Origin of the sequence: Halobacteriovorax sp. RZ-2, from assembly GCF_043196685.1 — a bacterium.
In the GTDB taxonomy this organism is placed as follows: Bacteria; Bdellovibrionota; Bacteriovoracia; order Bacteriovoracales; family Bacteriovoracaceae; genus Halobacteriovorax_A.
This window is the reverse complement of record NZ_JBEBMR010000003.1, coordinates 104,556-126,868: the sequence shown is the minus strand read 5'-3', so window position 1 is coordinate 126,868 and position 22,313 is coordinate 104,556. Positions and strand designations below refer to the sequence as shown.

Here is a 22,313-nt window from a genome sequence, read left to right as displayed (position 1 = left end):
AAGGGCCCTATTATTTATTTTGAAACTTTCTTCATGCGGTTTTGTAGATCCGTTCCTGTTCTGAAAATCAGGTGGATTGGAGTGTTATCCAGAGGGAATGCACCACGAAGGCCATTCTTTAGATAACGACGGTAGTTTTCAGGGATCCCCTTAGACTTATTCGTATAGAATAAGAATGTTGGTGGATCGGCCTTAATTTGAGATGCGTACTTAACACGGAATCTCTTACCACGTGAACCTTTTAGAATAATTGGGTGTCTCTCAATTAGTTCGAATACGAAGCGGTTTAGTGCACCCGTTGCAATTGACTGTCTTCTAATAAAGATTGTCTTTGCAAGAATCTTTTTAAGGCGCTTAAGTCCTCTCTTATGCTTAGCTGAGATTGGAATAATATCGCAGTAGTTAAGCCAAGGCATTTTATCGCGAATATTTAAAAGCCACTCTTTACGAGCATCTTGATCCTTAAAAGTATCCCCCATGAGATCTACTTTATTAAGACATACGATAACTGAAGCACCTTTTTCAATAGCAATATCAAGAAGGCGCTTATCTTGGTGAGAAACACCTTTTACAGCATCAATCATATAAATACACACATCACTATCTGCAATACTTCTTAGAGAGCGATACACTGATTGTGACTCAACAAAGTCATCAATTTTTTTCTGCTTTCTGATACCTGCAGTGTCGACAATGTGGATTGAGCGCCAGTGGCTTCCCTCGTCTTCGGTTAGCGTTTCGGCTTCGCCTTCATTTGTTTCTTCTTCAGAGTTGGCCTCAGTGCTTTCTTCACCAAAGACTTGAGCTTCCATACGAGTTGCAGATGTTTCATCTAGCTCTTCGTCTTGTTCAAGCATTGCATCTTCAAGACCTTCTAACTCGTATTCGTCTAATTCAGTCTCAATTTCTTCTTCAAGATCATAAGATGAAATTAGCTCGTTATATAGATCAGGGTTATTCTTTTTGAAGTCTTCATATTGAGAACGGAGAAGATTATCATTCTTAAAGAAGGCCTTGGCCTCATCTAACTTTTTAGCATCATCTCCAAGGAAAAGATCGAAGTAGCCATCAATTGGGTCGACAGTTGTTCCCGCAATATCAGAAACAAGGGCGCGCTCACTTCCAAGAAGCTGATTTAGAAGAGTTGACTTACCAGCGTTTGGCGCACCAATAAGAGCAAGTTTGGCAACAACGTTTTCACGTGGAGTAACACCACGTTGAAGTGCTGAGATATTCATCACATCATTTGATTCTGAAAATGCCATCATCTCACGGTGAATATTTTCGCGAAGATTTTCCATACCAAGGCCATGGGCTGCAGAAGTCACAAACATTTCGTCATTATTTACACCAAGTTCATAGAATGCATACTCATCACCATCTTGAGCACTTGAATCAAATTTATTAACGATAAGCCACATTTTCTTCTTTTGCTTTCTAATGAAGTTAGCAATTGTCTTATCAAATGGCAGAACACCTTCTCTTACATCAACAACAAAGAGAACAAGGTCTGACTCTTCAATCGCCTGATGAGCGTGGTCCGTCATGATATTGAAGAATTTATTTGCATTAATTTCTTGGTCATTCTTTCCTTGCTCATCAATTTGAGTTGGATAGAAACCACCAGTATCAACAAGAATTGCATCTAGTGGGCGATCCTCATCTGCATCACTGAAAGTTGTAATTCCATAGTGACGATCACGAGTAACACCTGGCATATCATGTGTAATGGCCTTAAATTGTTTCTTCATTAATCGGTTGAATACGGAACTCTTACCAACATTCGGTCGTCCAATTAATGAAATGATCATTGATCGTTTTTGCATATTAAAGTCCTATTTTTATAAAAATTAAATTATCTTTTTTTCCAAACACGTGCAGAGTTTGTTGCTCTTGGAAGGCCAAGCTCTTCTAGAACAAAGTTATTCTTAAACCATTTCGGAGAAACTTTTACGTGTAGGTTTAAGTGAACTGTCCCATCAGTCATCGCTGCAATTTTCTTACGAGCACGCATACCAATTTCTTTAATCATTGTTCCTTTTGATCCAACAACGATTGCACGTTGAGATGGGCGGTTAACAAGGATTGATGCTGAAATGTGCGCAGCAAATGCACCTGTCTTATCTTTAAAATCTTTATACTCATCAATAACAACGGCCATTTCATATGGAAGCTCATCTTTTAATAATTCAAAAGCTTGCTCACGGATATATTCTGTTGCAAAGAATCGTTGAGACTTATTAGAGATTGCACCATCTAGGTAGTAGTGAGAACCTGGCTTCGCTTCATCACAAAGAGCTGCCGTTAGTAGGTGAACATTATCTCCGGCCTTAGTTGAGATACAGAAGAATTTCTCAATTGATGGGATAACTTCTTTAGCTTGCTCAAATACTTTATCAAGAGGAAGTGCTTCAGCATTTTCAACACGGTCAGACTTAGTAAAGACAAGCCATGTTTTAGATAGCTCTTTTCCACCAATATACTCTTTAAAGTCCTTGATTTGTCCAAGGATATCTTTTGTTAGATCAATAAGAAGAAGGTTTACATCAACACCATCAACACCTTCAACTGCTTGTTGATTAATTCTTTTGTTAAGTTCCTGACTTGCCTTGTGTAGACCTGGAGTGTCTACAAGAACAACTTCAGTATGATCAACAGTAAATACTGCGTGAAACTTATTACGAGTTGTCTGTGGCTTACTCGTTACAATTGAAAGATCCATACCAAGTAGGTAGTTTACAAGTGAACTCTTTCCTACGTTTGGAGCACCAACGATAGCGGCCATAAGTGATTTGTTGTCTGGGTGTTGATTTTCTAATAACATAACTTCTCCGTAAAATTAAAGTCGATCTAATAAATTATTTTTTAAGCATTTCTTTGCAATTTCTTTTGTTCCATTCTTCTTACTGTGAGACATAAGTTCACAGATATATTGCTCATTTACATAAAGCTCAATTTTAAATTCTTGTCCGATCTTTGTGGCGCGATACTCTGGAAGACTCTTAAATCGTGCAAGTGTTTCCTCTTGTAATTTTGTTTTTGGATCGAAGTCTACTAGCTTCTTTTCGCAAAAGAACTTCTCTCCACTTTCCTTCTCGTACATGGCCAGCACTGTATTAAGGTATTGGTCAGCGCGGTCGACTCCTTGATCAATCGCAATTGCACCAAGAAGAGATTCAAATAGGTCACAAAGAATTCCGCTATTAACTTCTTCTTCTAACTCTCCTTTTCCAACGATTAGAAAAGAAGATAGTCCTAAGAAATTAGATAGGCCGCTAAGACTTTCCTCATTAACAAGAGCACTACGAAGCTTTGAAAGTTGCCCCTCATTCATCTCATCAAAATTAAGAAAGAGGTTCTTAGTCACAAATGCACCAAGTACAGAGTCACCGTAGAATTCAAGTCTTTCATAGCTTTTTACTTTTACCTTGGCCTCATGAGCATATGAGCTATGAGTAAAGGCACGCATAAGAAGTGCGCTATCTTTAAAATTTAAATTGAAAGTAGCTAAAAGCTTCTCTTCAATATTTGAATATTTAAGGAATGTATCAATTAAGAATTTGTGATTTTGCTCTAATGCACCACTAGCAGTTGTGTCACCAGATTGCTTAAAATTTGCAATCGTGTGCACATAAAATGCATGGGCAAATGGATTACTCTTCCCTTTCGGGCCGAGTGAGGTCGTCTCGAGCATAAATCACCTAATATTGAATTGTTAAGGCCATTTATAATGCTTTATCCCACCAATTGCAAGCTTAAGCTTCTTCTTGTGAAATAATAACAGGTTCGTTAATATATTCAGTAATATACGTAGTTTAAGGATGGATATGGAAATCGCAACTGCCAATAAAAATAAATTAGAAAAATGGCAAAAGGCCTTCTTCAAGAAGATTGAGGCCAAGGGCCGAAGCCTAAATACAATAAAAAACTATCGAACAGATCTCGCCTGTTTTAACCAATATGTTACAGAGAGTGTTAAGCAGACAAGTATTGAACACTACTCAATCCCAGAAATCCTTGAGTATGGAAAATACCTTGAGGCAAAGTATAGCTCTGACAACTCTCGTCGCCGCCGTGTTCAGGCCTTAAGAATTTTCTTTGACCATTTGGTTGAAGAAGGTGTCTTTAATGCCAACCCTGTTCGAAAAATCCCAACCTCACCAAAGTTTCTGGATATTCCAAGGCCTGCAACTTTCTCTCATATCAAGAGTCTGTGGCACACGCTCTTAAATGATCAGCGTACGGCCAAGAATGATCTTGAAAAACTAAAGGCCAAGCGAAATGGGATTATCTTTAGTGCCATTTATCTTGGGGGACTAAAAGTAAGTGAGCTTTCAAAAATTAAAGTCTCAAGTTTCTCTTTTAGAGATGAGATTAAAGCGGTCATCACACATGAAAAGCGCGATCCCTATACTGTTACCTTCCCTGCTATTTTTGGACGACTGTTCTATGAGTATATTGAATTACTTGAAAAGGTAAAAAAAGAACAGGGCCACAACTTCCCTCATCTTCTCTTTAATGCCAATGCCCATAAGATTCTTTCAGGAGGACTTTCGGCCCGTGGCATGGAGTTATTATTTGAAGAATGGCGTAGTCAGCTGATGATTCAAATTACACCAAAGTCTCTGCGTCAGTCTTGTATCTTTACTTGGCTGCATAATGGAGTTAATGAGACAACAATGAAGGAATGGTTAGGAGTTTCTCCTGCATACTCATTAAAACCATATAAAGAGCATATGGATAAGCATTTCTATAATGATCAATTTATAGAGCTTGCTATGAATGAAGATAAGCTAATTTAAATTTAATAAGAATTCTTAATTGGAACAGGTCTGTCATATACTGGCAGGCCAGCATCCTTATCAAGGTGCCAGCGATCGGTATAAAGTTCATCTTTTTCAATTCGATAGAAATCAAGATCTTGGTCTAGCTTATCTAACTTATAAATAAGTTCAGCTTGAAGACGAACCTGATCGTTCTTTTTTGAAAGAAGTAGATTCAATGCCTCATCTTTTTTTCTTTGAAGCTCGAGAATTTTCTTATCGTAGTCGGCCGCCACTTCAACTTGTTTTTGTGAAAAGCCCCAGACAAATTTATTCACGTCATTTAACTGAAATGTAAAATCTCTCTTTTTTGCTAGTAATGATAGGCGGTAGCGAGAGGCCTCTTTTATTCTGGCGGCTAGCATTTTACTTTCAAAGACAAGAATCGTTCCTCTTCTTAATGTTGAGTTTTCACCCCAACAGTCTTCAAGGTCCTTTGCATAGATCGTAATATACTTGTCTTCGCTTGCGCGAATATGGCCCTTACAACGATCATTGTCCATATTTCTTGCGACATTGAAGTAGACAACGTCAGAAGGTTTTAAAAATTTCACATTACGAGATTCAACCTGAATTTTAAAAACTGTTGAAGAAGGGTCCTTATCTGTGACACGCCCAGAGAATTTTGAATAGTCGACACTTGGATCATAGAAAGTATCAAAGCCATGATCATTGATATAATTCTCATAGGCATTGTAATCCTTCTTAATATTCTTATTGCGTACATCATCCTTCTTGATGATAAAACCATCAGCATTGGCATGCACCTGGCCTTGGGCCATAATCAATGAAAATACTAGAAGTATTAATCTCATATGTTCATTATAGCGCAAAACGTCTTTACTAAAAGAGGTAGAAAACTTGTCCATTACCCCTGCCCATGTTAAATTTCTTTAGTAAATTTTCATATTTCCCTTAGGAGCAAAGAATGCAATTTTTTATCGATACAGGTGATATCAACGAAATCAAAGAAGCAGCGAAATGGGGCATCATTGACGGTGTTACAACGAACCCATCAATCATTGCTAAAACAGGTCGCTCACAAGTTGAAGTTATCAAGGATATTTGTGAAATCATCGATGGGCCAATCTCTGCAGAAGTTATTGCAACTGACAAAGATGGTATGATTAAGGAAGGAAGTGAACTTGCAAAGATTCACAGCAATATCGTTATCAAGCTTCCATTAACAGAAGACGGAATTGCTGCATGTAAGTGGTTTAGCGAAAACGGAATCAAAACTAATGTGACTCTGTGTTTCAGTTCTAACCAAGCTCTACTAGCAGCTAAGAATGGTGCGACTTATATCTCTCCATTTATTGGAAGATTAGATGATATTGGTGCAGATGGTATGACTCTAATCCAAGAAATTCGTCATATGTATGATATCTATGGATTTGAAACAGAAGTACTTGCAGCTTCAGTTCGTCACGCAGATCACGTGAAACACTGTTCAATGGTTGGTGCAGACGTTGCAACAATGCCATTTGGTGTAATTAAGTCACTTTTTGGTCACCCTCTAACTGAGAAGGGACTGGCACAATTTTTGGCCGATCACGCGAAATCACAGAAGTAATCAACATTTGTCACATCTAAAGAATAAATGTAAATAAGATTTATAATTACGGGGGCTTACAGTCCCCGTTCTTTATTTTTTCTAAATTTAATATCCCACAGACCGATATCTATTAAAATAGTGCTTACCAGCACATATCCGAGCGTTTCGCTCTTTTATTGGTAAAGGTTTGGGATGAAATTTATTAAATCAACTTTTCTATTAGCGTGTTTTTGTGCGGCGACCATCTCCTGTGTTGCAGAACCAGAAAAGGGGCCTTCACTTAGCACACTCCCACTGCGCTGGAACTCTTCGGCCCTGCCTTTAACAGTCAAAGTCCACAACGACTTTAATATTATCAATGATCTTGATGGTGGCTCAGATAGTCTTCCCCTAGCAGATGAAGATGATGGGGATTATCTTGAGTATGATCTAATGGAAGAGATGCAAAAGGCATGGAATGATGCTGATGAAAATAGAGACTACTTTGTTATTGGCCATGGCCAAGCGGCTTCTCGCGATCCGGCCTCAGATCTAGATGATTACTACGACGGTGAAGTTGGTATTTATATTACAAAAGACTGGTATCCAGATGTTGGTTTTGGTGTTCTTGCCATCACCTCTTATTTTGCAGAACATAAGGGCGATTACCTAAGAATGGTTCACGGTGACATTATTGTCAATCTACAAGATTATTGGTTCACTTTTGATAATACCAATAACACTTCTTCTTTCTATGATATGCCTTCTGTTATTCTCCATGAACTTGGCCACTTAATTGGACTTAAACATACCAATACAAAGTCAGTAGAGTCCATCATGTACCCACAACTTGGTGGTGGTGAGAAGAAAAGATCCTTAAGTTTCTACGACGCGAAAACAATTCAAAACCTCTACGATAATGCAACAGCTATGACGGCCGCAGTTCGCACCTCTGCTCTAGGAAGTGCTGACGAGTCAACGAAGTCAGCTGGCCAAGATGATGGACCAGTTGATAAGCCGAAGCTAATTCATGGATATATTGAACTACGCACAGATGGAAATTGTCGTCACTACCAAAATGGTAAACTAATTGATACTCACAAGGCCTTTTAGTCTATAGTGCAAGGTTTGCTCTCTTAAAAATAACGGTAATTTATGGCCTAATATTAGTATGGCCACAATTCTAGACGACACAGATAAAACGTCATTTCCAATTGATGAGGAGACGCTAAAGGATAATTCTAAATTAATCCTTTGCCCTGACTGTGATGAGCTCTACGAATTTAAATTAATTGCTCCAAGGCAAAAGGCGGTTTGCCAGTGTTGTGGATACACTCTGTATCGTGGCGATAGCACTCTTCGCATGGTAAAGGTTTTAACGATCTCAGGGCTTTTATTATTCTATCCGGCATTCTTCTTACCTGTTTTAAAAATTCACATGGCGGGAAGTAATTTAGAAACATCGACTTATCAGTCAGTCTTTGCTTTTGCCACTAAGGCCTATTGGCCAATAGCGATCTCAGTTATTCTCTTTGCGATTCTTATTCCTCTTTTTAGATTGCTGGTTTATTTATCAGTTTTTATAAAAAATAAGTATATCAATCAAAATATTGGAAAGCCGCTTTTAAAGTATCTGGCCCCTTCTCATGAATGGTCTATGGTCGATGTCTACTTTATGGGTATTATTGTCACGGTTTCCAAAATGGTGGATCGCTCAGATGTTGAACTTACGATTGGAACTCTTAGCCTGATCTTACTTATGGTTAATAACATTCTACTTCAATCAGTTACTCACTTTGATGAATTATGGAAGAAGCTTTATGAGAGGAATTGATCATCAAAAGGCATTGTGTCCAAAGTGCCAAAAAGTAAATTCGATTCTTACTTGTACGAGATGTGGTGCTAAGATTGAGCTTAGAAATTATGAAGGAATCTCTCGTTGCAAGGCCTATCTCATTGCGGCCATTGCCCTCTATATACCGGCAAACCTCCTTCCAATAATGACAGTTCTGACTTTTAACAGAGGAACGCCAAGAACAATTCTCGGTGGTGTTTTAAACCTAATTACTTTGAAAATGTATCCAATTGCCATGATTGTTTTTGCGGCCAGTATAATTGTCCCAATATTTAAAATCATTTCACTTTGGTATATCATTGATAATATAAATACTTTAGATGAGAGAAAAAAGAAGAAGTTAACAAAGCTTTATCGAGTTGTTCATATCGTTGGAAAATGGTCCATGCTTGATATCTTTGTTATTGCCCTCCTTGTTATACTTGTTAATGTTGAATTCATTTCTCAAATAAAGGCAGAGCCAGCAGTGCTCTACTTTACAGCAGTCGTAATACTAACCATCCTAGCGTCAAATGAAGTGGACACAAGATTAATCTGGGATGATAAGGAAAGATATGAGTAACGGTAAACCTCAAGTTGTTAGCAAGAAAGGAATTAACCCTATTTGGTTTTTTCCAGTAGCTGCTGTTTCAATTGGGATCTGGCTTTTATATACAAACTTAATGGCCCGTGCCTCATATATTACAATCAATTTTAGAAATGCAGATGGAATTATTCCCGGCAAAACAACAATAATCTATAAAGGAACAATTGTTGGCCGTGTGAAGGATACAGAGCTAAATAAAAACCTCACAAGTGTTGCTGTTCATGTTGAAATGAACCCACGTATGCGTGATTACTTATCAAAGGATACAAAGTTTTGGCTCGTAAGCCCAACTGTAAACCTATCTGGTATCTCCGGTCTGAGTACAATCATTAGTGGAAAGTTCATTAATATGCACCCAGCAAAAGGAAAATTCGTTAGAAACTTTGATGCTCTTAATGAAACCCCTCGCAGTCTTAGAAATGATGGGATCTATATCAAGCTCAATGCTAAGAAGCTTGGGTCTATCTCAAACGGCTCCCCTATTTACTACAACAAAATTCAAGTTGGAGAAGTCACAAGTTACGACCTCGATATGGAACGAGATGGCGTTGATATAACTGTTTTTATTGAAAGCCGTTATCAGAATCTGATCCATTCCACTTCAAGATTTTACAATGTCAGTGGAATGCATGTTGATGCCTCACTTGCGGGCGTAAAAGTTCGCACAGAATCACTGGCCTCACTAGTGAAAGGCGGTATTTCATTTGTAAACTTTGAAAACGAGGACGAGACAATCCTCAAAGAAAATTTTGAAAAGAGTTATAAACTCTATTCTTCTTATGAAGAAACAATTCCAGGAAAAGAGATTGAAATCGAATTCCCTTTAGGTAGTGCAGTTTCAAAAGTTAAAACTCCAATTAAATTTAGAAGTATTGTTATTGGATATGTAACTGGTTCAAAAATCGATCGCAATAAATCAACTCTTACTGTTCAGGCGACAGTAAAGAAAGAATTCGAGAATGTTGTTGTAAAGGGAGCAAAGTTTTGGGAAGTAAAACCAAAAATCTCTCTTAGTGGTATTGAGTCAATCGATGCTCTTACAGGAAATTATATTGCCGTTGATATCAGCCGTTCAAAATATAAAAAAGGCAAGCAAACAGATAGTTTTAAGGCACTACGACAGGCGCCTTTAAAAGAAGTTCACAATAAATTTGGACAAAGGCTTAGCCTTTATAGTGATCGCAGAAACTCTCTTGCAAAGGGACAAGGCGTTTACTACCGTGGAATTCAAGTTGGTGTCATCACAGATGTTAGACTTAATACTCGTGCAAAGAATGTCATTGCTGAAATCTTTGTCAATTCTCCTTATCACAGACTTCTTAAAGAAGAGACGAAGTTTTGGAATGTTAGTGGTGTTGATGTAGAGTTTGGTCTATTTTCAGGAGCAAAGATAAGCACTCAATCTCTAGAGACTCTTCTTTCAGGAGGAGTTGAATTTGCAACGCCAGAGAGATTCACACAGAGAAAAAAGAATTACTTTAAGATTCACAAGAAGGCCAATAGCGAATGGCTAGAATGGAAACCAATTATCGAATTATAAGCATAAAAAAAGCCTCGCATCGCGAGGCCTTTTTATTTGTATGTCATAAAATATTAAGCGACTTTCTTATCTTTTTCCACCTCAGGTGACTCAAGATTATCAAGAACTTCTTGAGAGAAAATTAACTTCTTACGAAGTGCCTCACGAGAGATTCCCATCTCTTTTGCGGCCTTAGACTTATTCCCAAAGTTTCTTTTAATCTCGTTAAGAATCATTTCACGCTCAACAAGAGCAAGACGATCTTTTAGAGGAAGCTTAAAGTCTGTGACGTGATCAATTTGTCCAAATTGTTTCTGCTTCATTGAAATATCAACTAGAGGAGATACCCCGTCATTGATTTCAATATCAGAAATAATATGTGACTTTGGATGATAAAGCACAGCTCTTTCAATACACTTCTTTAATTCATAAACATTACCTGGCCAGTCATACTGTAGGATTTGTTCCATAACCTTCTTAGAGAAGCTCTTAAGAAGAAGTCCTTGTCTTTTACATTCAACTTTTAAGAAGTACTCGACAAGCATTTCGATATCATCTTCACGGCGTCTTAGTGGATCAAGATTAATTTGAGCTTGAGATAGAAACTCAAAAAGATCACGATGGAATAGGCCTTCATCAGTTAAGATTCCAAGATCCTTAATCGATGTTGCCATAATACGGCAATCGATACTTACGATACCACCAGAAGTTCCTCTATTTGAAATAACTTCAAATAGTCTCTCTTGCCATTCGTATGAGAGATTTTCAATATGGTTAAGAACGACAGTTCCACCCTGTGTTTTCGAGAAAACACACTTATCTTCGTCAGGGCCAAATAATTGCGCCTCCAACTTATCCATATCTTGTAACTTACAATTTACAGTATTAACTTCATGAAGTCCGCGCTTACCTTCAAAGTGAAGAACAGTTGCATAAAGGTTCTTACCAACACCTTTCTCACCTGTAATAAGAACTGGACTATCAAGGTCCTTAAGCTTCGAGATTGAGCTTCTCATGGACTTAACACCCGCAGTGTTTCCAATGATTGCATACTGGCGATCATATGGAGCTGAGAAACGACGAATTTTAGAGTTATTCGAAATTGGGTTAAAGCTATGGAATACTGAAGAGAAAACAAGAGCTAAAACTTTCATTGTTTTTTCATCTTCAATTGTAAAACGATTTTCATTTCGCTTATTAATAACCTCAATTACACCAATGATCTTATCTTCACGGTTATGAATTGGGTAACAGATAATTGACTTTGTCGTGAATCCATTTTGCTCATCAAAGGCATTATTAAAACGAGACTCATCACTTTCAGTACAAATATTTAAAGCAACACCTGTTGTGAAAACAGAACCTGCAACACCTAGGCGATAATCAAATTTTAGTCCCGTCTTATCAAGCCCTAAAGCGGCAATGGCCTCAAGCTCATTAGTATCTGGGTTAATTAGAAAGATTGAAGAGCGTTGTGCATTTAGGATACGAATCACTTCTTCAAGCATCGTATCAAGAAACCCTTCTTTATCACCAAAGTGAGTAATATCTTTAAATAGCGAAAGTAAAAGTGAGAACATTTCAAATCCTTCATTTGGATCTGTATAGCGCTCTTTAAGTGCTGATTGAATCAGACAATCTTTTAATCTCTCAGATGAAAAACTCATGATATATGATTCAAGAAATTTATTAATTCCCTTTTCAACATCAAGTTCAACACCATAGATAATTTCTTCATCTTCTAAAACATTTGAGAAGGCACGAACAACTCGTCCCGTAAGATCAAGATGCTTCTTTTTAAACTGTAGAGAAACCTCTAGTTCTGTTCCAACAGAAATTCTCTCATGTGTTTTAAAACCAAAACCTGTAACAGAAATATCAACAAGTTTAGCGTCATCGATATACTCGAGATGCCCAACCTCATCTTCTTTCTGAACGAGAAAACGTAAATTATCCGCTTCCTCAACTGGAATTCTAAATGATTGAAAGAACTTAAATTCTGAAAAACTGGCGAGCATGATAATCCCCTCATTAATGCTTTACAGTTATTAATCGGTAAAATTTGGTTAAAACTTTAGGGTGATGCCCAAAATTATTGGCTATAAAATCTATACGATGGCCCTGATTATGCCCTATTTGCTTGCCTGATGAGCTCACAAGCAATAAGATGTGATATTAAAATTAGTTGTAATATTGGATACTTGCACCATGTAGGCATATATTCACGCATTTAAAAATTGGATGAAATATGATTTTTGAAGGTTCAGAAAAGAAGGCCGAAATCATCGTTAAAGATGGCCTTAACTTACTAGAAATCCCTGATACTTTTTGGGCCCAGCTAGTTGAAAAAGCGAAAGCGACAATCCTTTCGAGCGTTAAAAATGACAAGTTGAAAGCATTTCTACTTTCAGAGTCCTCTCTCTTTGTTTGGGAAGACCGAATGCTTATCATCACTTGCGGCCAGACCACATTAATTCAGGCCATTGACTTCTTTACTAGTGAATACGGAAAGGATTCAATTAAACAACTTATCTTTCAAAGAAAGAATGAGTACTTTTCTCATATGCAGCACTCAACTTTTATGGATGATATCAAACTACTAGAAAATAAATTTAGTGGAACGGCATTTCGTTTTGGAAATATTGATGATCACCACAACTATATTTATTTCCTCGATCAAGAATACACTCCATCTGCGGATGATCACACATTTGAGCTTCTAATGTATGAAATCTCTTGCGAAGCGAGAAAACTTCTTACAGATGAAAATGTAACAAAGGATCAAATAAGAAATTTATTAAAACTTGATGAAATCCTACCGGGATTTGAGCTTGATGATTTCGTTTTCAATCCATATGGTTATTCTTTAAATGCCATTAAAGATGATAACTACTTCACTTGCCACATCACTCCACAAGAAGAGTGTCCATATATTAGTTTTGAAACTGATATCGACATGAAGGAAATAGCAGGAGTTCTTATTGATGCTATGGAACCAATCTCTTATGACTTCATTGAGTTCTGTCCAAATCAAGATGGAAATTGTGGGCTTAATGTAAACCCAGGAGAATACAAGGCGAAGACTCAAGTTGAAAGCTATTTAAAATGCGGCTATATCATGTACTTTTCACACTTTTACAAGTTACGTACAAACCGCTTAACACCATATAAATTACTTTAAAAAAATAAAATCAGGAGACAGTTATGCACAGTAACCTATGGATCGAAGAAAGATATAAAGATTTTTACGGGATGAGATATAAAGTAGAGAACGTTCTTTACTCTAAGAAAACTGAATTCCAAACAGTAGACGTAGTTGAAACAAAAGGGCATGGAAAAATGCTTCTTAACGACGGTCTAGTTATGGTAACGGAAAGAGATGAAATCGCTTATCACGATATGATTTCTCACGTTCCTTTATTTGTTCACCCAAACCCGAAAAACGTACTTGTTATCGGTGGTGGTGACGGTGGAACAGCGAGAGAGGTTCTGCGCCACTCTTCTGTTGAAAAGTGTACAATGGTAGAAATCGATGGTGCCGTATGTGAAGCATGTATGGAATTTATTCCACAAACAGCTGAAGTACTAAAAGGTCATCCAAAGCTAGATCTAATCATTGGTGACGGTGTTAAATTCGTTCAAGAAACTACTGAGAAGTTTGATGTTATTATCATCGACTCAACTGACCCAATCGGTCCAGCGGCCCCTCTATTTGGCCCTGAGTTCTACACAAATGTAAATAAGTGCCTTGCTGACAACGGTATCGTTGTTTCTCAAGGTGAGTCACCTTGGTTTGAAGCAGAAATTCAAAAGAGCATGTTAGGTGTTCTAAATGATATTTTTAAAAATACATTTATCTACAACTTCTCTAACCTAACTTACCCAGGTGGACTGTGGTCATTTACTTTTGCAACAAAGGGCGACACTCACCCAATTAATGACTTTAGAGAAGAAGCTGTTGCAGAAAGTGGACTTGAGTTCTCTTACTACAATGCTGGACTTCATAAGGCGGCATTTTATCTTCCTACATTTATGAAGAAGAACCTTGAAGGGCTAATCCAAAACCCTTAAGGAACAAAGGATCTAAAATGCAATACTGGCTCTTTAAAAGCGAACCTGATGCTTTCTCTATTGATGATCTTGCAAGAAGACCGAAGCAAACGGAATCTTGGGATGGAGTGAGAAATTATCAGGCCCGTAACTTCATGAGGGATGAAATGAAACTTGGCGACAAGGTTTTCTTTTATCACTCAAGTTGTAAAGAGCCAGCTATCGTAGGCCTCGCTGAAGTCGTTAAGGAGTCCCATCCAGATAAGACTCAATTCGATGAAAAATCGAAGTACTATGATCCAAAAGCAACGAAAGAAAATCCACGCTGGTTTCTTGTGGATGTAAAATTTGTCGAAAAATTTTCAAAAGCATTAACGCTAAAAGAGATGAAAGCAGATAGTCGCTACGAAGAAATGCCTTTAGTTAAGAAAGGCTCTCGCCTATCCATTATGCCAATCCCTAATAAGATTGCGACAACGATATTAAAAGATATTGAAAACTAGAGTTTGTAAAAACTCGCGCCCGAAAGTTGTATAACTTAGAAATAGAGTCACAAAAGATAAGACAAGCCCTATCGTAAAGAAGCTTAGAATAACAAGGCCTGTACGGCCTATAAGTGCTTTTATTGGCTGCTTATAATAGAGAGACAGATGTGAAAGGTCATTATGTCCATGAACACCACCAAATTTGTACTCCTGAACGCCACCACCTTGAGTGTCTTCAGATGTATTTAAATCGACATCAGATAGGTCCTGAATTGGCATTTCCCACTACTCCTCACACCAGCTTATTCGCTGATATGAAGAGTATCGGTAAATGCTTAAATTATTTTAATGATTCGGTTATTGAATAATTTGTGATTCTTGAGATGTGTGATTAGTTGCTGAAATTACAGTACTTTCTTCAATTAGTTCAGAGTCATCATCGCTACCAATTGTTTCTTCAACTAAATCCATTTTAGTTGCCATAATTTCACTGGCCGCCTCAATTTGTCCTCTAACTTCTTCAATCTCACAAGCAATATCTTGTTTTGAATCTAAGTAAGAATCAATTTCATCACGACATATAGCTAGTTTTTCAATTAGTTGATCCTGATTTCCACGGTAAGTTTCTTCAAGATTTGAAAGTAGTCCAATTACATTATTAAAGAATTTTGCAAGATTACGACTTAGGGCCTCAAGTTCACTACTACTTTGAGTCATTTCAGAATCATTGAGTAGGCTTGCTTGAACGTCCACACGAAAGCTTAACGTCTTAAGTTGGAAGATAAGATCTTTCATATCCTGGAATTCATTCATAAACTTTTCAAAAGTTTCTTGGAATTTAGAATCCCCTTCTTCTGTTTCAATCTTTGCATCACTTTGCTTTGGTAGCTCTTTGATAAATTCAAGTGCTCTTTCTCTTAACTCATTAACTGCATCAACAATTGGCCCCATTCCCTTGTGTCCATCATTGATCACAAGTAGCTGGTCCTTAATATCTTCCACAGTATTTTGAAGTTCAATATTCATTAATTCAAATTGAGAGATTTGCACTTTTTGACTTTCAACAGTTTCCATTTCTTGTGAGAGCTTAATTTGAAGTGACTGCTTACTATCTTTTAATTCTTTCATTTCATTTGTCAGTCTTTCAACTTCCAGACGAAGTAATTCACTATCATTGAAAAGACGCATTTTTGCGTAATACTCTTTAATCATAGGAATGATAGCGATAATAGCAAGTACACCTGCTACAACCATAAAGATAAGATTGTATAAGCTTCTTGTAATAAGCCAATTATAGATAAGAACACCATGTGTCATAAGAGATAGTGCGCATATGATGATGTAATTCGATTTTGATGTTGGCGATTTTGGTTGTTTTGGTGGTTTGATTGAATTCTTTTCAATTTTTAAAGACATGTTATCGATCCCTGACAAACTTTCTTTTAATAATACAATAATTATCAAACACTAAAGTAAGTAAGTCAATTATCAGGGACCGATTATTTCAGTATGAATCTAATAACTTATAACAAGTTTACTTAAGATATGTGTAGCTCTTTAGACAGTCTTCATAGAAGTCTACTAACGATACTCCATCACGAGGACGAATTCTTCCTCGCGAAACTTGGCGATCGATATAGCGCTTAACCTTAAATGCCATAAATTCAGGATTATACTGCATTGTCGATAGAACCTGACGAGCAGAGTTTCCTTCAACAGTCTCTTCAATATAGAAGCCCTTCGGATCATCGCTATCTGCATAGACGTGTACTTCATTAACTCGTCCAAAGAGATTGTGCATATCACCCATAACGTCTTGATAGGCTCCTGTTAAGAAAATACCAATGCGATACTCCTCTCCTTCATTTAGCTGGTGGACAGCAATCGTCTTCTTAAATCCTTCATCTGGATCATAGAAGCGATCAATCTTCCCATCACTATCACAAGTGATATCTGCAAGAGTTGATCTCTTAAGAGGTTTTTCATTCAGACGTGTCAGTGGAACAACTGGTAGTACCTGTTCAATGGCCCAACTATCACACGCAGACTGGAAAACTGAAAAGTTACAAAGGTATTGGCCACTTAGTGTATTTTCAAGATCCTCCATTAGTTCCGATTGAAAGTCTTCTTCAGGAACGAGTGAATTAATTTCTTTAAGAATACGCAGGTGCATTGTCTCAATTTTAGCGCGTTCTTCAAGCTCAAGAATCCCAAGCTTGAAAGCGTGAATTGAGTCTGTCTTAATTTTTAAAGCATCATTATATGCTTCTTGCCAATTTTTCGTTTTCTCTAAAACCTCACCAACTTGTCTCATCTCTGTCACAAGATTATGTTCGCCAGTTTCTTGCTTAGTTGAAAACTCAATCTTAGTATTATCAATTTCACCAATGATATTTGTGATAACACAACTGTGGTGTGCCGTGATTGCGCGTCCACTTTCAGTGATAATATGTGGATGCTCAACACCCTCGAGATCACATACAGACTTTAGTCCATAAACGATATCTGTAATATAGTCCGTGATCGAATAATTAATTGATGAATCGTTTGTCGAATTTGTCCCATCGTAGTCAACACCAAGGCCACCACCTACATCAAAGTACTGAAGAGGTGCTCCAATTTTCTGCATCTTACAATAAATACGTGAGCCTTCCTCAATCGCTTCTTTAATAGAACGGATATCAGTAATTTGAGATCCAATGTGGAAGTGGAAAAGCTTTAACATATCCAAACGGTCATGCTTTTTTAAAAACTCAATGGCCAGGATGATTTCAGAAGTTGTTAAACCAAACTTCGCTTTATCTCCACCACTAGACTCCCATTTACCACGGCCCTTAACAGACATGCGGCCACGAATTCCAATAAATGGAATAACCCCATGCTCTTTACCAAGTTCAACAAGCATGCGAAGCTCAGAGAATTTTTCGATAACAACAAATACCTTACGTCCAAGCTTTGCACCAAGAATGGCAAGCTTTAGGTAGTCGCGATCTTTGTAACCATTTAGAACTGTAAGTGAGTCAGCGTTATTATTATATGCGAGAGCAGAAAGAAGCTCAGGCTTAGAGCCAGCTTCAAGTCCGTAGTTGTAGCGAGAACCTGCATCAACAATTTCTTCAACGACTTCTCTCATCTGGTTTACCTTGACAGGGTAAACGCCAAAGAATTTCCCGCGATAATCTTCATCATCAATTACCTTTTGAAAGGTATTATTTAAAAGCTTTACTTGCGAGCGTAAAATATCATGAAAACGAATTACTAAAGGAAGTTGAATTCCTTGTTCTTTTGCTTCTTCAATAACGTCATTAATAACGATTCCAACATTCTTATTTGGATTTGGAGTCGCTTTAAGTTGTCCATTTTCTTCGATCTTAAAATAACCGTTACTCCACTTACTTACGTTGTAGAGGCGATCAGAATCTTGAATTGTCCAAGTCTCATTTGTCATTTCTTAAACTTCCTTTTCTTACTAAGACTTCGTTTTGCTAGTTAGAAGTAGGATCATCTCCCTTACAACTTTTGCAGCAAAAACAGAACTATTCCCAGATGAGTCAATCTCTGGAGCTAGCTCAACAATATCACAACCTACAATATTCTTTTCTAGTAGGATTTTTACAAAACTAATAAATGAATGAAAGTCTTCTCCACCTGGCTCCGGTGTTCCTGTTCCTGGAAAGAAACTTGGATCAAAGTAGTCTAGATCAAGAGTTAAATAAACAGGACGATCAGCAGGGATCGCACGAACTCGATCTAAGAACTCTGCGCGTGATTTTGCAATAGTTCCATTCTCATTCATATACTCATATTCTTCTTTTGTACCAGAGCGAATCCCATATTGAATAAGACTATGCTTTGGCCCAAAGTGATCAAGGCTTCTCTTGATAATTGAAGCATGTGAATAGTGGTAACCAAGATATCCATCACGAAGATCAGCATGTGCATCAAGATGAATTAAAACAAGATCTTCAAAATCATGAAGGTACTTCTTAATTGGAGCATAAGAAATTGAATGCTCTCCACCAAGAGTCATAATTTTAATATCGTTTTCTTTTAAATTAATGTGATCAAAATTCTCTTCGAAACAAGCAGTCGCAACTTTCCAACTCTGCTCTTGTTGATCCGCAACTGGAAGGTTTCCAAGATCATAGAAAGTGCAATCTTCTGTTGAGAGATCGAGATATGGTGAATAAGTTTCGATACCATCAGAAACTTCTCTTAAAGCATCTGGCCCTAAGCGCGTTCCTTTTCTGAAACAGGCCGTTCCATCAAAACCAAAACCAACAAGGTTAACACTATGTGGTCTAACTTCGTCAGTAACAATTGCCATATCATAAGGCGTATTTGGGGCCTCTAGGCCCGCTAATTTCCATAAGTTCTTTTCCATAGGCTACTAATAAATCCTAATGGAATTTGAGTCAATTTAAATTGATATGAAAGTGTAAAAAAGTGGTCCAAAATGGCTTTTAAGTCACTAAAATGACTAAACTTTAATCAATCTGGTTCTTTCTGGCCGTAACATCAGTACGAGTCATTGGAGCATGAAAAACTGCGAAGTCAATTGACTCGCGAAACATCTTCCAATACTTCTTATGATTGCGGTTATCACTTGAAGGAAGCTCAAGCGTATAAGTAGGAATCTTTCTCTCATTTCCAGCATAGTTTCCTAAACTTCCAGGAAAGAAAGGATAATTCTTCACACGATACCCATTGGCCTTCTTACTCATTGTATTAAGAAGTTCTTCGGCCTTTAGCGCTAGGCCATCCTCTTCATGAATATGATTAGAAACCACTGGCCCATCATAGTCGAGAATCGTTAATGGGGCGTGAACTGTAATAATCTTATTTGGGTTATAACGTGAGATAATATTCACTTGAAAGATTGTCTCTTGTTCAGAGTTTGCAACCTTACCAGGATATCTACGCTTGGCAGCTCCATAGCGAGTTTTCCATAAGTGTAGGGCCTTCTTTTCCCAATCCTTAGTTGGAAAGTTTCTATTTGGATCAATTCCACGGGAATTTGTTCTAGTAGGTCTTCTCTTAAAGAATGAATCAGGAGAGACAATTGGAGCAACAGCAACGAGATTATCTTTTAACTTCTTTTGCCCTTCAATCGTAGCAACTTCATGATAAAGGTGGTGTAGAATATCGAAACAAAACTTAATCGGTGTAATTTCATCACCATGAACACCACAAAGAACTAAGGTCATATTCTTAGGTTCTTGCTTATGTTCTTCCTCGTCACCAAAAACGGTCCACATAATTGGACGCCCTTGATGAGTGTCTCTTACATGAATCCACTTATACGAGTCACAGTGAGACTTTCCCCATCCGTACTTTTTAAATTTCTTATCGATATCACCGCAGAATGATTTTACGCGCTTTGTGTTTGCAACAGTTGAAAATTCATTCTTATGAGAATGATCCGTGAAGCTTAGACTTTCACTAGTGACGGCCTTTTTAGGATGCTCAATTTTTTTTCTTGCGACTTCACCTTGCTTGGCCACCTCTGGAGCTTTTGATGCATCATGTCCGTCTTGGTTACTATTAATAACCTCAACACCAGAACATGAAAGTAAAACGATAATTAAAGAGAATAAAATTGTGTAATTAAATTTTGATAATCGATTCATAGCTACCATTAAGGCCAAATTAATATAGTGTTATAATATCATATATAATTTATAGATATTCAATATTTTAGTGAGATATTACGCAATATGGAAAGCCAAAACTTACTCATTTTGACAACCAACCCAAGGCTTTACGCCTGTACTCAACTCGAAGCAGCGATCAATGAAGCGACTCATTCGTGCCGTTTCTCTGATCCATACTCCGTTAGTGACGAGGAATTGGCCTGGGCCGATGTTGTGATTAATCGTAACACAGGCCTGAACTATAATGATGATGACCTTGAAAAAATGGCCATACTCGGGCCCAAAAAAGTTATCAATCCTGTTACTTGTTCACGTGTACTAAGAGACAAGTTTCAACAGTGGTTACATTTCAAAGAAATTCTTGGCCCTTCTCAGCTAATTGAAACGTATTCACTTACACAAGGCCCTGACGACGCCAACATGCAAAACAAGTGGGTTATCAAAACAACACGAGGTCAGCAGGCCAAAGGTGTCTATCCATCAACAGATATCATTAATGACCGAAAGAAGTTAATTGCTAAGGGAGATCTCAACTATATCATCCAACCCTATATTGAATTGAAGTCTGAATGGCGTGTTCTACTCTTTAAAGGAATATCTTCAAAGAAGGTTGAAAAGATCATTATTAGAAAGTTACCCAAGATTACACATAATGATTTTCATATACTTAATTTTGCTTCTAGTAGTTGTGAAATTATTGAAGAAGACAAGACGCCGCAACAAGTGCTTTCTATTGCAGATGCAGTTGCCGGTAGTCTTGATTTCTACTTTATCAGTGTTGATGTCTTAGAAGAGAGTGAAGAACAAGGTGGTGGCCACCGCTTAATCGAAGTCAATGGATGCCCTGGGATGGCCCATAGTGATGAAATACTCCTCACCTCAAAGCACCAGATGACCATGGCCCAATTATTCATGGAAAAAGTTATAAATAGCTGAAATCACATTTTAGAAATCAAATATATTTATCACATGTCAATTTTTTGTTTGATTATTAAAACTTTTGACGATAAGATCAAATGAGGAGACAAGTTAATGTATATTTGTATATGTAACGCCATTACACAAGATATGCTCGATAATGCAATCAAGCAGGGACAAACTGAGAAAGAGGTTATCAATAGCCTTGGCATCGGTAACTCATGCGGTGTTTGCTTATTAGAACAAGTTTCTGCCGGTCTTGCTAAAAAGAATCTAAAAGCTAATCAGAAAGAGCAGGCCAATGAAGTTAAGAATAACTTAACTCCAGTCAAAAAATAAAATCCTTGAAACACATCCCAATCTTCTATAGCATTAATTCATAATTAATTATTGAAAGGGATTAATCATGAAAGGTGATCAAGACGTAATCAAAGCATTAAATAATGTTCTTACAAAAGAATTAACGGCCATTAACCAGTACTTTCTTCATGCAAGAATGCTTGAGGACTGGGGACTCGATAAGATCGGCCATCTTGAATATAAAGCAAGTATCGATGAGATGAAGTACGCTGATGAAGTTATTAAGAGAATTCTCTTCTTAGAAGGACTACCTAATCTTCAAAAGCTTGAGAGAATCAGAATTGGTCAGAATGTAAAAGAAATCATCGAAGCAGACCTTGAAACAGAAGCTGAAACTGTACCATTATTAAAAGAAGCAATTGAGCTTTGTGAGAAGAAGCAAGATTATGTTTCTCGTGATCTTTTATCTAAGATCCTAGACTCAGAAGAAGAGCATGTCGACTGGCTTGAGACTCAATTATCACTAATTGAAAAAGTGGGTATTGAGAATTACATGCAATCTCAAATTGAAATGAAAACAGGACACTAG

22 protein-coding genes are annotated in these 22,313 nt (G+C 37.4%); 12 read left to right on the top strand and 10 right to left on the bottom strand.

The window, feature by feature from the left end:
- Positions 1–14 precede the first annotated feature (14 nt).
- From ABMA78_RS12265 to rnc, 3 genes are read right to left on the bottom strand one after another with little or no spacing between them, the layout of a single operon-like run.
- Complete coding sequence (locus tag ABMA78_RS12265) at positions 15–1,826, bottom strand: GTPase (RefSeq protein WP_392860412.1); 1,812 nt, start codon at positions 1,824–1,826, stop codon at positions 15–17.
- Between the two features lie 29 nt (positions 1,827–1,855).
- A complete protein-coding gene (gene era / locus ABMA78_RS12260; RefSeq protein WP_392860410.1) occupies positions 1,856–2,824 on the bottom strand; it encodes a GTPase Era in 969 nt (322 codons plus the stop codon).
- Between the two features lie 15 nt (positions 2,825–2,839).
- Entirely contained in the window at positions 2,840–3,694 is an 855-nt protein-coding gene (gene rnc, locus ABMA78_RS12255) for a ribonuclease III (protein ID WP_392860409.1), read from the bottom strand.
- Positions 3,695–3,827: 133 nt separating this feature from the next.
- On the opposite strand from rnc, the gene ABMA78_RS12250 reads away from it, so the two are divergent.
- Positions 3,828–4,802, top strand: coding sequence for a tyrosine-type recombinase/integrase (locus tag ABMA78_RS12250; protein WP_392860407.1), 975 nt, complete (start codon positions 3,828–3,830; stop codon positions 4,800–4,802).
- A gap of 2 nt (positions 4,803–4,804) precedes the next feature.
- Here the strand turns inward: ABMA78_RS12250 and ABMA78_RS12245 are convergent, their stop codons facing one another.
- Complete coding sequence (locus ABMA78_RS12245; RefSeq protein WP_392860406.1) at positions 4,805–5,638, bottom strand: hypothetical protein; 834 nt, start codon at positions 5,636–5,638, stop codon at positions 4,805–4,807.
- Between the two features lie 113 nt (positions 5,639–5,751).
- Here ABMA78_RS12245 and fsa point away from each other — a divergent pair, with 113 nt between their 5' ends.
- From fsa to ABMA78_RS12220, 5 genes are all read left to right on the top strand, one after another.
- Positions 5,752–6,396, top strand: a complete 645-nt coding sequence (fsa, locus tag ABMA78_RS12240) for a fructose-6-phosphate aldolase (RefSeq protein ID WP_021267224.1) — start codon at positions 5,752–5,754, stop codon at positions 6,394–6,396.
- Between the two features lie 174 nt (positions 6,397–6,570).
- On the top strand, positions 6,571–7,470 hold the full coding sequence (locus tag ABMA78_RS12235; protein ID WP_392860404.1) for a matrixin family metalloprotease: 900 nt from the start codon (positions 6,571–6,573) through the stop codon (positions 7,468–7,470).
- A 58-nt stretch (positions 7,471–7,528) separates the two neighbouring features.
- Positions 7,529–8,191: a paraquat-inducible protein A gene (locus ABMA78_RS12230; RefSeq protein WP_392860403.1), complete on the top strand. Its 663-nt coding sequence runs from the start codon at positions 7,529–7,531 to the stop codon at positions 8,189–8,191.
- Positions 8,178–8,774 (top strand): paraquat-inducible protein A, encoded by a 597-nt coding sequence (locus tag ABMA78_RS12225; RefSeq protein ID WP_392860401.1) that lies wholly within the window; start codon positions 8,178–8,180, stop codon positions 8,772–8,774. Before ABMA78_RS12230 ends, ABMA78_RS12225 begins: the two co-directional genes overlap by 14 nt.
- Positions 8,767–10,338, top strand: coding sequence for an intermembrane transport protein PqiB (locus ABMA78_RS12220; protein ID WP_392860399.1), 1,572 nt, complete (start codon positions 8,767–8,769; stop codon positions 10,336–10,338). The genes ABMA78_RS12225 and ABMA78_RS12220 overlap by 8 nt, the downstream gene beginning before the upstream one ends.
- 53 nt (positions 10,339–10,391) lie before the next feature.
- On the opposite strand, the gene ABMA78_RS12215 is transcribed toward ABMA78_RS12220, so the two are convergent.
- Positions 10,392–12,335, bottom strand: a complete 1,944-nt coding sequence (locus tag ABMA78_RS12215) for a sigma 54-interacting transcriptional regulator (protein WP_392860398.1) — start codon at positions 12,333–12,335, stop codon at positions 10,392–10,394.
- Positions 12,336–12,565: 230 nt separating this feature from the next.
- Between ABMA78_RS12215 and ABMA78_RS12210 the strand changes: the two genes are divergently transcribed.
- From ABMA78_RS12210 to ABMA78_RS12200, 3 genes are read left to right on the top strand one after another with little or no spacing between them, the layout of a single operon-like run.
- On the top strand, positions 12,566–13,498 hold the full coding sequence (locus tag ABMA78_RS12210; protein WP_392860397.1) for an adenosylmethionine decarboxylase: 933 nt from the start codon (positions 12,566–12,568) through the stop codon (positions 13,496–13,498).
- Positions 13,499–13,521: 23 nt separating this feature from the next.
- A complete protein-coding gene (speE, locus tag ABMA78_RS12205; protein WP_392860395.1) occupies positions 13,522–14,388 on the top strand; it encodes a polyamine aminopropyltransferase in 867 nt (288 codons plus the stop codon).
- 17 nt (positions 14,389–14,405) lie between these two features.
- Complete coding sequence (locus ABMA78_RS12200; protein WP_392860394.1) at positions 14,406–14,870, top strand: EVE domain-containing protein; 465 nt, start codon at positions 14,406–14,408, stop codon at positions 14,868–14,870.
- Here the strand turns inward: ABMA78_RS12200 and ABMA78_RS12195 are convergent.
- From ABMA78_RS12195 to ABMA78_RS12175, 5 genes are all read right to left on the bottom strand, one after another.
- Positions 14,850–15,131: a hypothetical protein gene (locus ABMA78_RS12195; RefSeq protein WP_392860392.1), complete on the bottom strand. Its 282-nt coding sequence runs from the start codon at positions 15,129–15,131 to the stop codon at positions 14,850–14,852. The two genes, ABMA78_RS12200 and ABMA78_RS12195, sit on opposite strands and share 21 nt — an antisense overlap.
- Before the next feature lie 78 nt (positions 15,132–15,209).
- A complete protein-coding gene (locus tag ABMA78_RS12190) occupies positions 15,210–16,268 on the bottom strand; it encodes a hypothetical protein (RefSeq protein ID WP_392860390.1) in 1,059 nt (352 codons plus the stop codon).
- A 118-nt stretch (positions 16,269–16,386) separates the two neighbouring features.
- Positions 16,387–18,300: a biosynthetic arginine decarboxylase gene (gene speA, locus ABMA78_RS12185; RefSeq protein ID WP_392860389.1), complete on the bottom strand. Its 1,914-nt coding sequence runs from the start codon at positions 18,298–18,300 to the stop codon at positions 16,387–16,389.
- Positions 18,301–18,321: 21 nt separating this feature from the next.
- A complete protein-coding gene (speB, locus tag ABMA78_RS12180) occupies positions 18,322–19,236 on the bottom strand; it encodes an agmatinase (RefSeq protein WP_392860388.1) in 915 nt (304 codons plus the stop codon).
- Between the two features lie 103 nt (positions 19,237–19,339).
- Positions 19,340–20,482 carry a M14 family zinc carboxypeptidase gene (locus ABMA78_RS12175; protein ID WP_392860386.1) on the bottom strand — a complete coding sequence of 381 codons (1,143 nt, stop codon included), beginning with the start codon at positions 20,480–20,482 and terminating at the stop codon, positions 19,340–19,342.
- A gap of 87 nt (positions 20,483–20,569) precedes the next feature.
- Here ABMA78_RS12175 and ABMA78_RS12170 point away from each other — a divergent pair, with 87 nt between their 5' ends.
- The 3 genes from ABMA78_RS12170 (at position 20,570) to bfr (ending at position 22,313) form a co-directional block, all read left to right on the top strand.
- The gene (locus ABMA78_RS12170; RefSeq protein WP_392860384.1) at positions 20,570–21,442 is read left to right on the top strand and encodes a RimK family alpha-L-glutamate ligase; all 873 of its coding nucleotides are present in this window, start codon (positions 20,570–20,572) and stop codon (positions 21,440–21,442) included.
- Between the two features lie 96 nt (positions 21,443–21,538).
- Positions 21,539–21,763 carry a bacterioferritin-associated ferredoxin gene (locus ABMA78_RS12165; protein ID WP_392860383.1) on the top strand — a complete coding sequence of 75 codons (225 nt, stop codon included), beginning with the start codon at positions 21,539–21,541 and terminating at the stop codon, positions 21,761–21,763.
- Between the two features lie 67 nt (positions 21,764–21,830).
- Entirely contained in the window at positions 21,831–22,313 is a 483-nt protein-coding gene (gene bfr, locus ABMA78_RS12160; RefSeq protein ID WP_103217041.1) for a bacterioferritin, read from the top strand.

What these genes read in the sequence shown, in the direction of transcription:
- ABMA78_RS12265 (WP_392860412.1), bottom strand. Translation starts at nt 1,826, where the DNA reads ATGCAAAAACGATCAATGATCATTTCATTAATTGGACGACCGAATGTT.
- era (WP_392860410.1), bottom strand. Translation starts at nt 2,824, where the DNA reads ATGTTATTAGAAAATCAACACCCAGACAACAAATCACTTATGGCCGCT.
- rnc (WP_392860409.1), bottom strand. Translation starts at nt 3,694, where the DNA reads ATGCTCGAGACGACCTCACTCGGCCCGAAAGGGAAGAGTAATCCATTT.
- ABMA78_RS12250 (WP_392860407.1), top strand. Translation starts at nt 3,828, where the DNA reads ATGGAAATCGCAACTGCCAATAAAAATAAATTAGAAAAATGGCAAAAG.
- ABMA78_RS12245 (WP_392860406.1), bottom strand. Translation starts at nt 5,638, where the DNA reads ATGAGATTAATACTTCTAGTATTTTCATTGATTATGGCCCAAGGCCAG.
- fsa (WP_021267224.1), top strand. Translation starts at nt 5,752, where the DNA reads ATGCAATTTTTTATCGATACAGGTGATATCAACGAAATCAAAGAAGCA.
- ABMA78_RS12235 (WP_392860404.1), top strand. Translation starts at nt 6,571, where the DNA reads ATGAAATTTATTAAATCAACTTTTCTATTAGCGTGTTTTTGTGCGGCG.
- ABMA78_RS12230 (WP_392860403.1), top strand. Translation starts at nt 7,529, where the DNA reads ATGGCCACAATTCTAGACGACACAGATAAAACGTCATTTCCAATTGAT.
- ABMA78_RS12225 (WP_392860401.1), top strand. Translation starts at nt 8,178, where the DNA reads ATGAGAGGAATTGATCATCAAAAGGCATTGTGTCCAAAGTGCCAAAAA.
- ABMA78_RS12220 (WP_392860399.1), top strand. Translation starts at nt 8,767, where the DNA reads ATGAGTAACGGTAAACCTCAAGTTGTTAGCAAGAAAGGAATTAACCCT.
- ABMA78_RS12215 (WP_392860398.1), bottom strand. Translation starts at nt 12,335, where the DNA reads ATGCTCGCCAGTTTTTCAGAATTTAAGTTCTTTCAATCATTTAGAATT.
- ABMA78_RS12210 (WP_392860397.1), top strand. Translation starts at nt 12,566, where the DNA reads ATGATTTTTGAAGGTTCAGAAAAGAAGGCCGAAATCATCGTTAAAGAT.
- speE (WP_392860395.1), top strand. Translation starts at nt 13,522, where the DNA reads ATGCACAGTAACCTATGGATCGAAGAAAGATATAAAGATTTTTACGGG.
- ABMA78_RS12200 (WP_392860394.1), top strand. Translation starts at nt 14,406, where the DNA reads ATGCAATACTGGCTCTTTAAAAGCGAACCTGATGCTTTCTCTATTGAT.
- ABMA78_RS12195 (WP_392860392.1), bottom strand. Translation starts at nt 15,131, where the DNA reads ATGCCAATTCAGGACCTATCTGATGTCGATTTAAATACATCTGAAGAC.
- ABMA78_RS12190 (WP_392860390.1), bottom strand. Translation starts at nt 16,268, where the DNA reads ATGTCTTTAAAAATTGAAAAGAATTCAATCAAACCACCAAAACAACCA.
- speA (WP_392860389.1), bottom strand. Translation starts at nt 18,300, where the DNA reads ATGACAAATGAGACTTGGACAATTCAAGATTCTGATCGCCTCTACAAC.
- speB (WP_392860388.1), bottom strand. Translation starts at nt 19,236, where the DNA reads ATGGAAAAGAACTTATGGAAATTAGCGGGCCTAGAGGCCCCAAATACG.
- ABMA78_RS12175 (WP_392860386.1), bottom strand. Translation starts at nt 20,482, where the DNA reads ATGAATCGATTATCAAAATTTAATTACACAATTTTATTCTCTTTAATT.
- ABMA78_RS12170 (WP_392860384.1), top strand. Translation starts at nt 20,570, where the DNA reads ATGGAAAGCCAAAACTTACTCATTTTGACAACCAACCCAAGGCTTTAC.
- ABMA78_RS12165 (WP_392860383.1), top strand. Translation starts at nt 21,539, where the DNA reads ATGTATATTTGTATATGTAACGCCATTACACAAGATATGCTCGATAAT.
- bfr (WP_103217041.1), top strand. Translation starts at nt 21,831, where the DNA reads ATGAAAGGTGATCAAGACGTAATCAAAGCATTAAATAATGTTCTTACA.